General features: G+C 57.2%; 11 protein-coding genes. 5 read left to right on the top strand and 6 right to left on the bottom strand.

Translation table 11 applies throughout. The annotated features are described in order from the left end of the window. Positions 1–68 precede the first annotated feature (68 nt). Positions 69–1,475, top strand: coding sequence for a glucuronyl esterase domain-containing protein (locus tag Poly21_RS00390; protein ID WP_302117041.1), 1,407 nt, complete (start codon positions 69–71; stop codon positions 1,473–1,475). A 71-nt stretch (positions 1,476–1,546) separates the two neighbouring features. On the opposite strand, the gene Poly21_RS00385 is transcribed toward Poly21_RS00390, so the two are convergent. Both Poly21_RS00385 and Poly21_RS00380 read right to left on the bottom strand, forming a co-directional pair. Continuing rightward, positions 1,547–1,945, bottom strand: coding sequence for a hypothetical protein (locus Poly21_RS00385; protein ID WP_146404890.1), 399 nt, complete (start codon positions 1,943–1,945; stop codon positions 1,547–1,549). 32 nt (positions 1,946–1,977) lie between these two features. Beyond that, positions 1,978–2,361 (bottom strand): hypothetical protein, encoded by a 384-nt coding sequence (locus Poly21_RS00380; RefSeq protein ID WP_302117039.1) that lies wholly within the window; start codon positions 2,359–2,361, stop codon positions 1,978–1,980. A gap of 39 nt (positions 2,362–2,400) precedes the next feature. Here Poly21_RS00380 and Poly21_RS00375 point away from each other — a divergent pair, with 39 nt between their 5' ends. The 4 genes from Poly21_RS00375 (at position 2,401) to Poly21_RS00360 (ending at position 11,392) form a co-directional block, all read left to right on the top strand. Next, on the top strand, positions 2,401–3,555 hold the full coding sequence (locus Poly21_RS00375) for a prenyltransferase/squalene oxidase repeat-containing protein (protein WP_146404886.1): 1,155 nt from the start codon (positions 2,401–2,403) through the stop codon (positions 3,553–3,555). Positions 3,556–3,566: 11 nt separating this feature from the next. Next, a complete protein-coding gene (locus Poly21_RS00370; protein ID WP_302117036.1) occupies positions 3,567–4,343 on the top strand; it encodes a hypothetical protein in 777 nt (258 codons plus the stop codon). A gap of 204 nt (positions 4,344–4,547) precedes the next feature. After that, positions 4,548–5,681 carry a WD40 repeat domain-containing protein gene (locus Poly21_RS00365; protein WP_146406735.1) on the top strand — a complete coding sequence of 378 codons (1,134 nt, stop codon included), beginning with the start codon at positions 4,548–4,550 and terminating at the stop codon, positions 5,679–5,681. A 260-nt stretch (positions 5,682–5,941) separates the two neighbouring features. Next, the gene (locus Poly21_RS00360) at positions 5,942–11,392 is read left to right on the top strand and encodes an MSCRAMM family protein (RefSeq protein ID WP_146406734.1); all 5,451 of its coding nucleotides are present in this window, start codon (positions 5,942–5,944) and stop codon (positions 11,390–11,392) included. 17 nt (positions 11,393–11,409) lie between these two features. Here Poly21_RS00360 and Poly21_RS00355 read toward each other — a convergent pair whose 3' ends face one another. From Poly21_RS00355 to Poly21_RS00340, 4 genes are read right to left on the bottom strand one after another with little or no spacing between them, the layout of a single operon-like run. Next, positions 11,410–14,256 carry a TlpA family protein disulfide reductase gene (locus tag Poly21_RS00355; RefSeq protein WP_146404884.1) on the bottom strand — a complete coding sequence of 949 codons (2,847 nt, stop codon included), beginning with the start codon at positions 14,254–14,256 and terminating at the stop codon, positions 11,410–11,412. Further along, positions 14,253–15,314, bottom strand: a complete 1,062-nt coding sequence (locus Poly21_RS00350; RefSeq protein WP_146406733.1) for a prenyltransferase/squalene oxidase repeat-containing protein — start codon at positions 15,312–15,314, stop codon at positions 14,253–14,255. The genes Poly21_RS00355 and Poly21_RS00350 overlap by 4 nt, the downstream gene beginning before the upstream one ends. A 40-nt stretch (positions 15,315–15,354) precedes the next feature. Beyond that, entirely contained in the window at positions 15,355–16,119 is a 765-nt protein-coding gene (locus tag Poly21_RS00345) for a hypothetical protein (protein WP_146404882.1), read from the bottom strand. Beyond that, positions 16,116–17,057: a hypothetical protein gene (locus tag Poly21_RS00340; RefSeq protein WP_146404880.1), complete on the bottom strand. Its 942-nt coding sequence runs from the start codon at positions 17,055–17,057 to the stop codon at positions 16,116–16,118. Before Poly21_RS00340 ends, Poly21_RS00345 begins: the two co-directional genes overlap by 4 nt. Positions 17,058–17,121 lie beyond the last annotated feature (64 nt).

The raw sequence follows: 17,121 nt of genomic DNA, 5'->3' as shown, positions 1-17,121 counted from the left end.
ATCGATGCACCAATTGGTCGCCAGCCTAGCTTCCAAATCCCATTCAACGCAAGACAAGCGAGTTCACGATGCGACCCACCCGCCCCCTTTTTCCTCACTCGCACGCGGCGACCTGGATCACGCTATCGGCTCTGTTAGCCGCCGCAGCCATTGCCTCGCCACCTGCCGCGGCACAGAAATTCGAACCCAACTACGACGAGGCCAAAGTCCCTGCGTACCAATTGCCCGATCCTTTGGTCATGGAGTCGGGTGATCCCGTCACGACCGCAGAGCAGTGGCCAGCGCGCCGCGCCGAAATCATTGAACTCTTCACGCAGCATGTTTTCGGGCGGATGCCGGAGCACCGCCGAGTGGAATCCAAAGTGGTACGTCGCGATGCGAATGCCAATGATGGTCAGACGGTGCGCACGGAGCTGAGCGTGATCGTGAAGTCCCCGCAACTCGACCCCTCAAACCCGGGCGACATCGAAAAATCAATCGAGATTCACGTGCTCGTGGATGTCCCCCATTCCCGTGGGGCAGCCAACGGCGATGCGGCGAAACCGGCGGCCGTTCCCGCGTTCCTGGGATTGAATTTCCAAGGCAATCACACCGTGACATCGGATCCCAACGTGCGAATCACGCCGTCTTGGGTACGTGATCGAAGAGATGATAGCACCGAGGGAAACCGAGCGGTCGCGGGCGGGCGGGGTGTGGCCGCGAGTCGTTGGCCCAGCGAGATGATCAACCAACGGGGCTATGCCCTCATCACCGCGTACTACGGTGATATTGACCCCGATACGGACGACGGCTTTCAAAATGGCATTCATGGGTTGATGCCAGAATTCATTGCGAGCTTGCCCCCGGAGGAACGCCCGGGGTCGATTGCGGGATGGACCTATGGCATATCATGCATCCTCGACGCAATCGAAAAGACGCCCAACCTTGGCATCGACGTCTCGCGAGTCGGCGTCATCGGACATTCGCGTTTGGGCAAGACAGCATTGTGGGCTGGGGCGATCGACCCACGATTCGCGCTCGTCATCAGCAACGACTCCGGCTGCGGTGGTGCGGCTCTGTCCCGCCGCGCCGTCGGAGAGACGGTGGGGAGGATCAATGCGAGCTTTCCACATTGGTTCTGCGACGGGTTCGAGCATTACAATCAGAACGAAAACGCACTGCCCGTCGATTCACACGAACTGATCGCTCTGGCGGCTCCGCGGCCGATCGCCGTCGGCAGCGCCACCGACGATAAGTGGGCGGATCCACGGGGCGAATTCTTGGCCGCTCGCGCAGCCTCGCCAGTCTACGAACTGCTCGGGCTGCCCGGTCTCCTCGACGACGAAGGGCAGACGCCTAGTGAGCCTCCGCAACCGGATCACGCCTATTCGAGTGGTGCGATTAGCTACCATCTCCGCGCCGGCGGCCACGACTTGGCCAAAGAGGATTGGCAGTGCTACCTCGATTTCGCAGATCGATTCCTACAACAGGACTGAAGTCGCTCGCCCACGCTGCGTCGCTCGATCGCTCATGATCGAGCTGCGGGAGGCGTTTGGATACGGAGAGGCTATTCGCCGTCGTGCGGATTACTCGCCGTATCGGTGTTGCTGGGCACGAGCATCCAGATGACTTGTGCCGTGACGACAAACGCAACCACGATGAGCGAAATCATGACTTTGGTATCGAACGTCGCAGGTAGCTGGGAAACGACGATCAAACAGGTTGCCAACGCGATCAACGCTGCCGCACGAGTTGCCATGGCGGGCAGTGACAGGCGAAATCCAAACCACTGCATCCCGCCATGGATGGCGGCGATCAGCAGCGGCAAAAACAGAAATGGAGCGAGATCCGTATTGCCCAACGGTGCGATGTAGCCGATGCGATCCCAGCGAGCGGACAACCCCACCAGTGCGATCGTCAGCATCAACGTGATATTGAGCAAGGAACGTGTCGATTTAGACTCCATTTCGAATGATCCGCAGGAGACACTGATTGGTTTCAAGCTCCGACACGGTTGAGTGTACTGGAATCCGCCAGGGACGGCGAGCAAACCACGATCTTGGTCAGCACGTGGCTGACCGTACGCAGCAGATAACCGAATCGCAAGAAGGCAACTTCCGACATACGAATTGAGCCTGGCCGCGAATTCATGGTCGGTGGCGAAAGTTCCGCCTGGTGCGTCGGGAAAACCGCCGCGCAGCCCCCGTATCGGGCATGCTTTTCTGTGATCCCAGGGGCTCTCAGCGTGTCCGTTTGATTGGATTCGGCTTCGGTAATGTGCGCTGTGTGCTGATTGCTCAAATTGTTGCAGATTCCACGCCAGGGAACCGCCGATGGTACGCGGACTGCAATTGGGTTCGCTAAACCCACCGTTGTTCTCATTAATCACTTTTGCAGACTCTCCTCCAAGGCAAATTCTCCATGACTCAACGAACGAAGCTTCGCTGTGGACGCCGCGTTTTCGTCCTCGCTCTTTCGCTCGCCGCTACGGTGCCATCACTCGCATGGACGCCGCAGATTTCCGCTCAGGACGTAGTGGCGGCGTCGAAATCGGATGCACAGCGAGAGCAAGTTGTGAACAAAGGGTTGGCGTTCCTCGCTAAAGAGGGCCAGTCCGAGGCAGGCACCTTTTCCGATCGAGTCGGACCGGGCGTTACCGCGTTGGCGTTGACTGCAGCGATGAAGAATGGGCAGTCCGTTGATGATCCCGTGGTTGCCAAAGGCCTCCAGGCGCTGGAAGGGTTTGTTAAACCCGACGGTGGAATTTACGGCAATGGACGTTTGAAGAATTACGAAACTTGCGTTGCGATGGTGTGTTTCGCAGAAGCGAATCAATCGGGGAAATACAATGAGATTCTAAAGAACGCTAAGAATTTCGTCACCGGATTTCAGTACGGCGAAGGCAAACGCGACCCTTCGGATCCGTGGTACGGGGGTGTCGGCTACGGAGGCGCAGGACGCCCCGATTTATCTAATACAGGCTACATGATCGAAGCTTTACGCGCGGTCGAAGTACCCGCTGGAGACCCCGCGATTCAACGAGCGTTGGCGTTCGTTTCACGTTGTCAGAACCTCGACTCGAAAGCCAACGATACCGCCTTCGCGGCGAAGGTTGATGACGGCGGTTTCTACTATGAAATTCCGCTGACCAAGATCGACCCCAGCACCTCGGATGAACGGTACACTCCCAACGGTGGCCTGCGTAGTTACGGTTCGATGGGCTACACGGGGTTGAAAAGCATGATCTTTGCCGGTTTGACGAAAGATGATCCGCGCGTCAAAGCGGCTCTGCAGTGGATCCAGGATCACTACGACGTCGAGAATAATCCAGGGATGGGATCGGCTGGTTTGTATTACTACTACCACACGTTTGCGGCCGGACTCAATGCTGCTGGTATCGAGACGCTGACTGATTCTGACGGTGGTGAGCACAACTGGAAAGCTGACCTGATCGCCGAGCTTGCCGAGCGTCAAAACGAAGACGGGTCGTGGTCGAACTCCAATGAGCGTTGGTTTGAGAACGACAAAAACCTCGCGACGGCATTCGCACTGATGGCATTGTCGTATTGTAAGTAGGGAGCAGGGCCATGCCGCAACTCGATGGCACGAAGAAGGCCATAGGAAACCCATCGCCTGTTCTCTGGGCAGTGCATGTCGGTGCATTACTCAGCGTCGTTGCTTGGGCGTTGCTCGACATGCAATTTGAGTCCGTCATGGGGACGCTGAGGTCCAGCGTTGATTCCCAGAGTGATTGGTTCGATGATGCGGCGCAGCATATTGGGTGGATGCGTGTGAGTTTGCTGCTCGGCGTCCTGCTGATCGGGGTGATCTCGCTCGGGGGGATCATCGGCCACCGATTTCGACCATCGCTGAGCCAGCGATCGCGATCGATCCGATCGCTCTTGGCGATCGTCTCGGTAGTCGCCCTCTGGTGCAGCATTGCTGCCAACTATCCGGCTATTGCTTGGCAGGGCCAGCGAATTCGAGTGGGTTTGCAAATCCAACAACTCGAATCCTTCACCGAACCGCTGCGTGAGGACTGGCCTGAACGAGACGGCGAAATTCCGGAGGTAGGCCCATTCATGGCATATCCGTTTGGCCGCCCGACCGTTCTGGTTTTGCTTTCATCGCCGACGTTGGCCAACGACGACTTCAGCATCGCCGCAATCGAACGAAGTGAGCGGGGCGCGATTAAATTGCAGCTCAGCGGCACCGATCACGATGACTGGGCCGAGTGGCATCCAGCGGGAAGCGAGCCCGCATCCTTCGTCGGTGGTCTCAGCGATCGGCACGACCTGGAGTCCACCGCCAACCTCGGCCAAGGCTGGAGCTTAGTCCGATATCGCACGTCTGCTGCCGGATAACTTCCACGACGAATTCGATCGCGTAGCGGTGCGATGACGGTTGCTAGTCGACTCCGCTCGGCGGATGCTTGCTCACGATTGGATTCTTCCTCTCGATGGGATTGCGCTCATGAGTGAGTGTCGAAGTGCCGATTCAATGGATGGGAGTGTCTGTGCACGCGCGGCCGGATCGGGGGAAATGTCTTGAGAACCAAAGGAAACACGATGCTCACGCGGCGACAGGCGTTGACGCTGGCGGGAGCCCTGATGAGTCTGCTCTGGTGGGGCGGCCTGGTAGCTCATGGGGAATCTCCATCCGCTGCCAAGGAAGGCTGGGAAAACCCTCCCGAGCGAGTGGTTTCACGCATTTTTCGTTTGCCACCGGTCGACAGGCATATGGAGCGGGTCGTTGTCACGGCGATCGCAGTCGACCCGAAGGGCGAATTCTTAGCGGTTGCCGGTGATGATCATGTGATTCGCATCCTCAATGCGCAGTCGTTGGCCGTTGTCCATGTACTGGGCGAAGGGGGCGCGACCAAGTCCTCCAAGCCCGGACATTTTGATTGGATCCGCACTTTGGCGTTTGACGCCTCAGGTGATCGTTTGGCTTCGTCGGGAAACGATGGTCAGCTCATTTTGTGGGACCGGCGACGAGATTTCGCTGCAATGCAAGAAATTGACTCCGCTCCCGCCCTGGCGTGCGTGCGGTTCTCGGCGTCGGGAAAACAGATTGCCGCTGTCGGTTTTGATTCGCGAGTATTTTTAATTGGTAGCACCGCCAACAGTGCACCGACGTTGCGTTGCCGGTGCGTTGATTTGCGATGTTGTACTTATCGTGATGATGGCAGTGTCCTCGCGGTTGCAGGGCGTGACGGGTACCTGCACCTGTTTGATCCACGCACCGGTGAGGTCGTGATGGCGAAGAAGTTGCACGCCGCACGGATCCGAGATATCGCATTCATGCCGAATTCAAAAGTGCTCGTGAGTGTTTCCGAAGACGGAGAGATGATTCGGTTTGATACTGGCGACGAGGTGCTCCTGTCGCGTCAGAAAATCACGACGGGGCGATTGTTTTCACTCGCAGTAATCGATGGACGTACGATCGCTGCGGCGGGCAGCGATGACGAAATTCACATTGTTCGTGTGGGCGATGATCAGCGCGAACTGCGAGTCCAAGCGAAGCTCGGTGGGCACGTTGGCACAATCTCCACCCTGGTGGTCAATCATGGTGATCTGATCTCGGGAGGATTTGATGCGACTCTGCGGCGCTGGGATCTGTCGAAGACGGAAGTCTCCGATAACAAAATTGCATTAGGGAATGACGCCGGAGTCGACCCATTGGGTCAGACACCGCGGTAGCCAACACCTGTCGACGATGAGTGACGGGTAGGCGAAGACGAGCATTCTTGCGAATCAAACGGTGACACAGGGAGGTGTCCGGCGTGTTCTGGAAACATATCGAAGATTTTTGTGCGTCGATCGGATTCTCAGGCCGACCCTGCGCTGTCAGTGACGCCGCTGGGGACTCCGCACGTTCAGCGAGTGTGCGGGCGCGGCGTGGGAAACTTAGCCGCATGATCACGCCCACGCATTCTCATGTTGGCGTTCATTCACGCAGCATGCGTGTCGAGTCGCTTGAGCCGCGCCGCCTCATGGCCGCCGATCCCATTCATGTCGGCGTTGTCTACGTCGAAACGGATTACCTCGAGTCTGATGTCGGCAGCGACTCCCAAGGTGACCGGTTCATCGTTTCGTTCACCGGCGGCGCACCGGGTACCAAGCTGACGGAACTGCGGATCCGTACGGATAAGGACAGTGACGGCATCAGTGTTGGCGACCTGATCTTTGATACCGATGCGGGCGGACGGGGCAAGAATGGGTACCATCCCTTCAAGTTGGTACCAGGACAATCCGAGGAGGCCACGGCGGAAGTCAGCGATGGTGGCCAAGAGTTGATTTTGCGGCCCAAGGATTTTCAGGCCGGCGACCGTTTGATCTTCACGATTGATGTCGACGAAGTGCTCCGCAACCTCGCTGATCTTGATCAGTTCAATGCGCGGCTTGACGTGATCGCGTCGGGGCAAGAGTTTCAAGACTCGATTCTCGAGGCAAAGTTCGAAGCACCCGATTATTTCGAATCCACCGCTGATTCGATTTTCCTCAATGACTATGGGGACCCGCACGCCGACTATGGATTGAATCTTCCGCCCGATCAAGGCACCAGCGTGGATAGCCTGCCCAACCGCTCGGCGGCGGCTGTCGGTAGCGTCACGCAAACGCCGCGTCCGGCTTCTGTGGGTGGATTTGTTTATCTCGATGACAATGGTTCGGGTACGAAGGATGTCGGCGAAAAAGGCTTGGCAGGGATTCGCGTACGCTTGGAGCCGATCGACACAATCGAACCGCAAGCGGTACTGACGACGACAACGGGCGCTGATGGATCCTACGAGTTCACCGGCGTGATGCCGGGGCGTTATCGCATTGTCGAGCTCGACCAACCCGAGGACACCGACGACGGTATTGACGCCGCGGGTACTATTTCTGGACGCATCGTTGGGGCAGCAGTCAATCCAGGAGACGAGATTCGTGACCTGGTCCTCAAGGGTGGCGACACCGGGATCAATTACAACTTCGGTGAGTTGCCACTGGGCTCGATCGGCGGTTTCGTCTACTTGGTCAATCCAGGTGAAGATTGCACCGGCGATCACGATGCATCCAATAGCCAACCGATCGAGGGCGCCGAGGTCCGGTTGATTGGAGAGGACGGCCAGACGATTGCGACCACGTACACGGGGGCCGATGGCAGCTATCTATTTTCGAAGTTGCATGCGGGCATCTATCGGATTGTGGAGGTCACTCCGGCGGGTTTGCTCGACGGTGAATCGCACGCAGGGGACATTCACACGCTGTCCTCCACTGTGCTAGTAGGGGCTGGGACCGCAGTAGATGGTGGGAACATCCGCAGCATCGAGTTGCCTTCAGGCGGCAACGGTACCGAATACAATTTCTGCGAAGCAGCTCCAGGCTCCATTGCCGGTCAGGTTTACCACGATCGAAACGACAACGGCCAGCGAGATGCTGGCGAAGAAGCGATCGTCGGCGTTGCGTTGGATTTGATCGGTTCGGATGGGACCGTGGTGGCGACGACTCTTACCGATTCCCAGGGAGCCTATCGCTTTGACAATTTGACGCCCGACGACTACCGGATCGTTGAGTCCCAGCCCGTAGGATTTATTGATGGCAAGGACCAGGTGGGCACGATCGATGGCCGTCCCGTCGGACGGCTTGGAAGCGACGGCGATTCGCTTGTTGATGTCGTTCTACGTCAGGGCTTGGACGGGGTCGGCTACGACTTTGGGGAACGCCAAGTTGGCTCGCTCAGCGGCCAAGTCCACGTCGACTTAGACGGCGACTGTGTGCTCGATCCTGGAGAACCGCTGCTCGCTGGGGTGGTGATTGAGCTGCAGGATGCCTCCGGAAAAACAGTCGCCACAACGACGACGGACGCAAACGGCAACTATCGCTTCGAAAACCTGATGCCGGGGACTTACACCGTCGTCGAACATCAACCGACTGGATACTTCGAAGGCGGCGCGACAGTAGGCACGCTTGGCGGAGTACTGGATGGTCCCAACCGCATCACCAACGTCACCATCGGCTCGGGCCAGAATGCTCTGAACTACGACTTTTGTGAGCAACCGCCTGCTGAACTCTCGGGCGTTGTGTTCGTCGACGTCGACGGCGACTGTGTACAGGATGCCAACGAGGCTGGCATTGCCGGTGTGATCGTGGACCTGCTCGATAGTTCGGGCAAGGTTGTCGCGACCACGACGACCGACTCCAATGGCATGTATTCATTCGCGAACCTGCGGGCCGGAGCTTACACAGTTCGCGAAACTCAGCCGGGAGGGTATTTCCAAGGTGGCCAAACCGCGGGTAATAAAGGTGGCAACACTTCGGTCGCCGATCATATCTCAGCAATCCCGATTGGTTGGGGGGAGACCCTGACGGACTACAACTTCTGTGAAGTTTTGCCGGCCGGGTTGTCCGGTGTCGTCTACGTTGACCGTGACGCTGATTGTATTCGCGATGAGGATGAAGAGGGCTTGGCGGGCGTACTGATCGAGTTGCTCAATGAATCGGGAGAGGTCGTCGATAGCACGACCACCGACGCGAATGGTCGCTACTCATTTACGAATCTGAAGGCGGGCGAATATACCGTCCGCGAAACTCAGCCAAGCGGCTATTTTCAAGGCGGTCAAAAAGCGGGGAGTCACGGTGGTGATGCCTCGGTTGCCGATCGTATATCAGCCATTCCGATCGGTTGGGGTGAGACACTCACGGACTATGACTTCTGCGAAGTTCTGCCTGCGGAACTCTCTGGCGTCGTGTACGTCGACCGCGATGCCGACTGCGTGCGTGACGAAGGGGAAGAGGGATTGGCGGATGTGTTGATCGAACTGCTCGATCAGCACGGCAACGTCGTTGCCAGCACCCGGACCGATGCTAGCGGACAATACTCATTTTCCAATTTGCAGGCGGGCAGCTACACGGTTCGTGAAACACAGCCGAGTGGGTATTTTCAAGGTGGTCAGAAAGCGGGCAGCAACGGTGGCGATGCCTCGATCGCCGATCGCATTTCAGCCATCCCCGTCGGCTGGGGCGAGACCCTAACTGACTATAACTTCTGTGAAGTTTTGCCCGCTGAACTTTCGGGCATTGTCTATGTCGACCGCGACGCCGATTGTGTTCGAGACGAAGGCGAAGAAGGGTTGGCGGGTGTGTTGATCGAGTTGTTAGATGAAACGGGTAAGGTCGTAGGTGCCACGACGACCGATGCCAGCGGTCGATATTCATTTACCAATTTGCAGGCAGGTCAATATACCGTCCGCGAGACACAACCTGATGGCTATTTCCAGGGCGGTCAAGTCGCTGGTAGCCATGGTGGCGATGCCTCAGTCGCCGACCACATTTCGGCAATCCAGATCGGATGGGGAGACCAGCTCACCGATTACAATTTTTGCGAGCAGCTACCCGGCACAATCTCCGGCAAGGTATGGAGTAATCTCGATCGTGACGACGAATTCGATAGCAATGAGTCACCTATCGCGGGTGTACTGATCGAGTTGTCAGATGAAACAGGCGTGATTGCTAGCACGCGGACAGACGCTCAGGGGTGTTATGAGTTCACCGGACTGCGGGCGGGAACCTATACGGTCACCGAGCATCAGCCGGATGGTTACTTCAACGGCGGGCAAACGGTGGGCGCTTTAGGCGGACGCTCATTAGACGTCGACGTGATCGGCGAAATTGATCTCAAGGGTGGTGATCAGGGTAGCGAGTACAACTTCTATGAACTGGCACCCGTGACGATCTCTGGATACGTGTTCCAGGACGGCGGCGCGCTGGTGCTAAGCCAAACCCCGGATCCCGAACTGTTGCGACAGTACCGCGACGGTGAACTCACGCCCGACGACATTCGTTTGTCGGGGGTGGGGTTAGAACTGCGCGATGAAAATGGCGTGCGAATCGATCCTGCCAGTGTCCAGCTCGGCGGGTCATCGGGCGTGGTACTGCGAGTGACAACGGATGGAAATGGTTATTATGAATTCACGGGACTTCGGCCGTGGACCAGTTACTCCGTTTACCAGGACCAACCCGATGGCTTCGTTGACTCGTTGGATACTCCGGGGACGACAGGAGGGTTGGCAATCAATGCGGCCGACTTTACCCAACCCGGGGCGCTACAGGCGTTTTTGAATGGTCTCGCTGTGGGTGGGGATCCACGCTTTGACGCGATTTTCCACATCGAAGTGACACCCGGCGGCACCAGCTCAGGCAATAACTTCAGTGAAATCGTGATTGAGGCACCACCTGTCGTGCCGCCATGGGTCTACAACCCCACACCAACGCCGGAACAACCGACCGCTCCCATCGAGACATTCGATCCGAGTGCGCCGCTGAGCACGCAACCCTATCAATTTGACACCATCACGCCGCCCATCATCGCCGATGACGAATGGCAAGTCAGCTGGCACCTCAGTGTCATCAACGGCGGATTTCCGCGCGGCCAAGGTCAGCAGCCGGAATCGGCGATCATGACATCACACGATGGCTCACTGCGGGCACAACCAGCGAACTTTCGCAGCGCGACTGACAGCGACCATGAGAACCGTAAGCTGTCCGATATGCTCCTCGAAGTTGATCTGTCCCATGGACGTTGGCAGATTCAACCGAGCAGCACCAAGGTCTTGTCGGACTCCGTTGCAGGCAGCAAGATCGAGATTGGTCACCGCGACGCGACAGCCCTGACAGGTGACTTCGACGGTGACGGCGTCGACGAGGCGGTATTGTTCATTGATGGTCAATGGTTCGTTGACCTCAACGGCGACGGGAAATGGGATAAGGGCGACCTATGGGTGCGCTTGGGCACCGCGCTCGACCGACCGGTCGTCGGTGATTGGGATGGTGATGGCAAGGATGACGTTGGAATCTTCGGCCGCCGATGGCAAAACGACGAGTACCGCATTCGCCAAGATCCGGGATTGCCTGATCCCGCAAACCAACGACGGCGTAATCTGAGACGAGAAGATTTGGTTCATCGCGTGCCCACCGAGCATGAGAAACAACAGCGAGTGCTGATGCGGGGACACGACGGTGAGCTGCTAGCGGACGCCGTTGACCACGTCTTCCAGTATGGCGAACAGGTGGATACGCCGTTGGCGGGCGATTGGAACGGAGACGGAATCGACCAAATCGGTGTGTTCCGAAGTGGCCAGTGGATGCTCGATGAAGACGGTGACGGACGTTGGACAGGCCAGGACCGTCCGATTGAGTTTGGACAGCCTGGCGATGAGCCCGTCGTCGGTGACTTTGACGGTGACGGAATCGATGAAATCGGCGTCGTCCGCGGCGACTTGTGGATCATCGATTCTGATGGTGATCGTCGCCTTACCGGCAACGATCAGCAGATTCGCATTCCCCGACCCGACGGCGATTCACAACCAATCGTCGGGGATTTCGATGGAGACGATCGAGATGATCCCGGATATTATCGAGCTGCTGGGTAGTATCGGGATGGTTGAAGTCACTCCTGGCCGTTGGGTTGCGATTCTTCATCTTCCAATGTCTTCGCAATCGCGGCGTGGAGCTGCTCACCTAGTTTTGCGCCGCCTCCGACAAACAGGTGTGTGATCTTGCCTGCACGGTCGATCACGACGGTTTGCGGGATCGCATTGGCTTGATATCGAGCGGCTGCGACTCCATCGATATCGAGCGCAACCTCCGGTGAAATGTCCAGTCTTGCGAGCGTTTCGAGAATGGGCTCAGCGGTCTCCTGTAGATTCACCGCGACCAGTCGCACGTCATCCTCATCGAACTCCGCGACGGCTTGCTCGATCACTGGCATCGCCTGCATGCACGGACCGCACCAAGTCGCCCAGAAATCCAAAACGATGACTTGTCCGCGTGAACCTGAGATTGAGAACGTTCCGCCACCGAGCAGGTCCAGCGAGAAGTCGGGGGCAGCGGTGCCGACAAGCGGTGACATCGCCGCTGCGCCACCCTCGCCCTCTGCACTCTCGATAATCGGCTCGGGAGCGTCTTTTAACAACCAATCACCATAGGGCTGGTCTCGCTCAGCCTGGTTGATATCGATGCCGATCAACAATTCGTTGACATCACCAAGCTTGATTTGAGATTCGCCCAGCAAGGGATGTTCGCCAATCAATACACTGCTTTCTAGGCTGCGGGCCAGCAGCGACATGCGGTTGCCGTTTCGCAAGATCGCTCGCACTGCTAATTCGTCCGACTCCTTGCCGGTTGATTCGGCGTCATCGCCTTGCTCGTCATCGGAATGATCATCGAGCCAAATGATCTGCGCGACGACGGAGCGTTTGATGGGAATGGTTTCCAGCCGAGTTGCGACCTCAATGTTGGTATCCGTCACGCGGACGAGCCGACCTCGGAGAATGTCCCCGTTGTTAGCAACGATTAAATGCGTCGGGGGATTTTTTTTTCGCATCCGTGGCACGGTCAATAAACGGTCGCGTCGGGCCGCCTCAATCTCAGGATCGCGGCATCCAGCGGTAAACGCAATCGCCCGAATCTGATCGAGCGGTAATCGTGTTCGCTCGGTGACTTCTGAGGTGAACGCCACACCCCGCTCATCGATCGCGGTGACCTCGCAGGGAATGATCTCACCGGACCGCAGGTGCATCGATCGCGGCGAGGAATTAAGAGGCTTATTTGAGGCAGTGTTGCCGAAGGCACGAGCGAGTGCATTCCAAACGCCGCCCTGATTAGCCTGACGCTGGTTTGCTCGTTTCATGGCGGCCTCACGCTGTTCACGCAGCCGGCGTTGTTTCGCAGTCTCCGGTGGAGGTGATTCGCGATAAACCATGCGGCCCGAAAACGTGGGCATGAGATTGACAGCGGAGGCATGACGCGGCGAAAACCGCAGTGGAGTCGGCTGATTCTGGTCTGCGGTGTCAATGAAACGACCCGTCAATCGAGCGTCTGGGAACTCAAGTCTGCCAAGAATGAACTTAGACGATTCGGACGCGATCTTACCGGAACTCGCTACCGAGACTCTGCTGATGTCCGCATGCCGCAGTTCGATCGGTTCGAGAATGAGATCACTGGTGAGCGTCAATTTGCCGTCACGGGACGCCTGCAGCTCTCCACTGAGGCGAACGCCGCCATGGGTAACGACTTGAACAGTCGGGGAGGATGCATCGGTCGCATTGGGTTTATTCTCTGGCCGGGATGCTCGGCTCTCAGACACTTGGTCGCTAGAACCCGCTGGCGGAGAATGTAAGTCAATCGAGAGCACTTTCGATGGATCGATCAGCTGTTCCGATTCGCCTTCGGCGAGGACCCACTCGTTGTCGATAACATCCGTCCAACGTCCGCGCTGAGCCGTCTGGTCAGTGAGCACGATGAGGTCTTCGTCGGTGGCCGTTTCTCGGGACGTCTGGCCGGTCAGTCGCAACACACGCAGTGATTCTAGGCTCACATTGCCTGCGATATTGGTCAGCCGAATGCCGGGGCGGACGCCGGGATAGTTGTCACCATTGACGGTGATTTCACCGAGCACTTTGGCTTGGGGCGACAATGCCACCATGCGCCCCTCAGCTTGATCGAGTTCCAGCGTTAACCGCAGACTACCGTTGAGGTCCTTCCAGTTCCCCAGGGGCACACAATCAGCAATCTGATCCAGTTCACGCATCAACGTGATCTGGTCATCCCAGACCTCAATATGAAATGCACTGTTGCCTCCATATTCGGTATTCTTCGCGTCGACGCCTACCGCAAACTCAAAGTTAGGTTCGCCTTCCCACGCCAGTTCAAATTCGATCCTTAGCGTCTCGGGTAGCCCAATATCGCGAAACGCTGTTGCGCTGGGCTTGTCAGTGTGCAGTTGGTTGCCACCGGAATGCCATGCTTGCGCATCGGGCCGAACTTTCCAGTCCAACACATCCCCGGGGCCCGCGAATAGCACCGCCGCGCCATCGTTCCAACGCAAGATTCGTCGTACGGCAGAACGCTCGATGACCAGCTCACCGAACTCCTCGGTACCGACATGAACGGCCTCCCCATCGATATCGAGAATGCTTCCAAAGACACGATCGCCGCCAACCAATTCGATCGCAAATTGCCCCATCGCTGGGGTGGCTTGGTCGGGAGGAGGAAAGGATGCGACAACAACCGATTGCAAATTGAACTGAATCGGCGTGGCGAATTCAGGATGTTGCCATGCGAGCTGACGCGTGATGCCATCGCGTTGCTCCTGCGGTTTGGAATTCGCTAAATATCCTGGGATGTAATCCCCGCCGACGAGTCGTAGCAGCCCTGGCGACGAGGACTCGGCGGCGCTCACCGATAACCCGCCGGATAGAACGCACAGGAACGTGATCAGGATGCAGTGTTTCATCGTTCGTAGATTGGCAAGAAGCGGAAGTTGAGTGCCATCGCGAGGAGTGACAGGGCCGAATCGACGGAGTTTCCGAGCCCTCCCGAGAATCCACCATCGGCACCCTGGTCGGCTTTGAGTTCGCGAATCAATTGCTCATTCCATTTCTCCCAGGCCTCAACGTCGCCTTGGAACAATGCCTGGGCCTCATAGTATTGACCGTAACGCAGATAACTGCCGCTGGCGGGCTGTTCGAGCCGGCTCGTCAATGCTCCTAGGGTCGCTTTGAACTCGGGCATGTCCTTGCGTCGTGCGATGGCATAGACCAGCGTCCCAATGGAAATTCGTGGGATCGAGTCGTCGAAGCCCCCGATGCCTGCGTAGGCGACCTGTCCCGATGGGCTGGTCATCGATTTGAAATACGCCACGCCACGATCGATCGCTTCGTCGGGCACCTCGATGCCCGCGTTACGCGCCGCGAGCAATCCGACCATCATGGCGCCACTGACGGATGTATCCGCATCGGTCGCGTCAGGACCGTACCGCCAACCCCCGAAGCGGTTTTTCTTTTGCGAGGTGACTGCACCACGCACGGCGAGTTCGAGGGAGTGACCAAGCGTCATGCCAGTTCCGTCTTCGCTCTGTTTCGCACTGCCACGCCACAGGTCTGAGTCGTCGACGGCGCCGTAGGACTCAGCGATCGCCAGCATCGCAAAACCATGGTTGTACATACTCGTGTGCCCCATGGCGCCGCCGTAAATACCCGTTGCCGAGTCTTGACTGAGCAAGATGCTTCGCAAACCACGACGGATGTTGCCACTGTAGATACCGAAATTGGGATCTTCTCCTGATGCGAGGAATGCCATCACGGCCATGCCGGTGACTCCCGGCCCGCCCTGACCACCGCGCCAATCCCCGTCCTCGGTTTGCGTTTTGGCGAGGTACTGCAGTCCCTTCTCATAGACCTCGCGCACATCACGCGGAACGACCTCGCCCATTTGAGCGGTGGGGAATTGAGCGTGAGCGATTGGGGAACAAGCGAGAAATAAAGTTAATAAAAGTGCGGAAGGCACCGCCATCGGATCCCAACACTGATAGCGATGAGAAGGTTTGTATTTTCTATTCTTCATCGAGTAACCCCGCGTCTTTCAGCGTCGCTTTCATCATCACGCCTCGTTGGAAATTCTTCTCGATCGCCTTGTACTGCGCGTCGTCCAGAATCGTCTTCAATTTGGGGAGTTTGCTCATTTCGTACATCAATAGATAGCTGATATATTGATGGTTAGGATCGGACAACTGAACGTTCTCCGTCAACAAGGTCATCAGGTCTGCTCGCTGAGTCTGGGTCATGGGAATCTGTCGTCCCAGCGTTGCGACGTAACTGGTGATGGCGATTTCGCTCTTCAGTTTGCGTCGACGTTCCTCCCGTTCACGCAGTACCGCTGCCTGCTCTTTGTCCACACATCCACGGGCAACTTTTTTGAGCAACGAAGTCTCGCCAAACAGACCGTTGTTGAGACGCTGCATCAACGGCGCGGCAAGTTGGTAAAGCTCGTTGACATTTTCCTGACCGATCTCGCCTGCCTTCTGCATCGCGTAGAATTCACGATGGGCTTGGTCAACATCGTCATAGAACCGTTTAATATCTCCTGTGGCGGCAAAGCGGAGTTTTTTAATCTGATCGTCTCGCAGCGGCGTCGACAAACTCATGCGATCAATTTCCATCTCAGCGCGGTCGGCCAGCGTCTGCCGAGCGTTGTCTGTATTTCCCAAATTAGAGAAGATCCAACTGTCGAATTGGGTAATGTCGATCTCGAAGTTTTGCGCCGATGCATGCGTCGACCATGCCAGAAGGCACAGGCAGCTGAGGAAGAAACGCATCATTGGATCCATTCCTCCTCGAGTGAAAACTCTTGCGCGCCATTGAAACTCGTCGTGAAAGACATCATCACAGAGTTCATTGACTTCCACGCCTTGAGCTGTCTCTCATCAAAGACTTTGTTAACGACACTCACCGGGATTTTTGGGAGGTACTGCGGGTTGTAGATGTAGACTTGCATGGACTGGAGGTCGAAGCCGTCCTTCAAGGGCGTCATCAGTTCGGTCATCTCAGCACGCTGCTGCTCCGTCATCGCGATTTTGTCGTCGATTAATGCGACGATGGTTCCCACCACCGCTGCACGTTCGAATTCATCACGTTGTTTCGATTCGGCTTGGTAACGATCGTACTGTTCTTCAGAAACAATCGCCTGCAGATATTTAGCGGCGTCACGACGAACTCGGCGGTAAGGGTTCTCCTTGAGTTGTTCATTTCCTGGCCCCATGATTTGCACCCGATTGTCGACTCGTATCGCCTGCTGCGGGTCTTGGACCATATCGCCTGTGGCTTCGTATGCCTGCTTGGCTGCAGCGACGATCTCGGTCATCTGTTCATCGGTGGGCTCACAGACTCGCTTGATGAACGAGATCTCGAGATTGACGAGCGGTTTTACAAATTCCAAAGGCGCTCCCAGGTCACGGGCGGGAGCACCCACCATGGCTGGGAAGAATGCCTGAACGTCTCCGGCATCTGCTTCGAAGACTTCGATCGCTTCGGCGAGAACATCCTCCTCATCCTGAGCCGCAACGTTGCTGGTCTGCACGAGGCACCACCCCAACAGCACCAGGCACAGGTGTAAATAGCCCGATGGGTTGCGAAAGACCGGTGCCACCTGCAGGGAGTCAGCCGGAGGCAGGGAGACAACACCGTCGCACGACGTCCCCGTGGGGTGACCAACTCCTTGAATGTGGGCTGGGAGCAACGACGCATCGGGCGCCGTCATTCGGGACGCTCGTGACAGTGGTCCCAAGCTACAAATCCAGGCTCGGCACGGCAATCGCTTGGCG

Origin of the sequence: Allorhodopirellula heiligendammensis, assembly GCF_007860105.1 — a bacterium.
In the GTDB taxonomy this organism is placed as follows: Bacteria; Planctomycetota; Planctomycetia; order Pirellulales; family Pirellulaceae; genus Rhodopirellula; species Rhodopirellula heiligendammensis.
This window is presented reverse-complemented; position numbering and strand designations above follow the sequence as displayed.

Excerpts from the sequence above, each read along its gene's own strand:
- Poly21_RS00390 (WP_302117041.1), top strand. The coding sequence starts at position 69 with ATGCGACCCACCCGCCCCCTTTTTCCTCACTCGCACGCGGCGACCTGG.
- Poly21_RS00385 (WP_146404890.1), bottom strand. The coding sequence starts at position 1,945 with ATGGAGTCTAAATCGACACGTTCCTTGCTCAATATCACGTTGATGCTG.
- Poly21_RS00380 (WP_302117039.1), bottom strand. The coding sequence starts at position 2,361 with ATGAGAACAACGGTGGGTTTAGCGAACCCAATTGCAGTCCGCGTACCA.
- Poly21_RS00375 (WP_146404886.1), top strand. The coding sequence starts at position 2,401 with ATGACTCAACGAACGAAGCTTCGCTGTGGACGCCGCGTTTTCGTCCTC.
- Poly21_RS00370 (WP_302117036.1), top strand. The coding sequence starts at position 3,567 with ATGCCGCAACTCGATGGCACGAAGAAGGCCATAGGAAACCCATCGCCT.
- Poly21_RS00365 (WP_146406735.1), top strand. The coding sequence starts at position 4,548 with ATGCTCACGCGGCGACAGGCGTTGACGCTGGCGGGAGCCCTGATGAGT.
- Poly21_RS00360 (WP_146406734.1), top strand. The coding sequence starts at position 5,942 with ATGCGTGTCGAGTCGCTTGAGCCGCGCCGCCTCATGGCCGCCGATCCC.
- Poly21_RS00355 (WP_146404884.1), bottom strand. The coding sequence starts at position 14,256 with ATGAAACACTGCATCCTGATCACGTTCCTGTGCGTTCTATCCGGCGGG.
- Poly21_RS00350 (WP_146406733.1), bottom strand. The coding sequence starts at position 15,314 with ATGGCGGTGCCTTCCGCACTTTTATTAACTTTATTTCTCGCTTGTTCC.
- Poly21_RS00345 (WP_146404882.1), bottom strand. The coding sequence starts at position 16,119 with ATGATGCGTTTCTTCCTCAGCTGCCTGTGCCTTCTGGCATGGTCGACG.
- Poly21_RS00340 (WP_146404880.1), bottom strand. The coding sequence starts at position 17,057 with ATGACGGCGCCCGATGCGTCGTTGCTCCCAGCCCACATTCAAGGAGTT.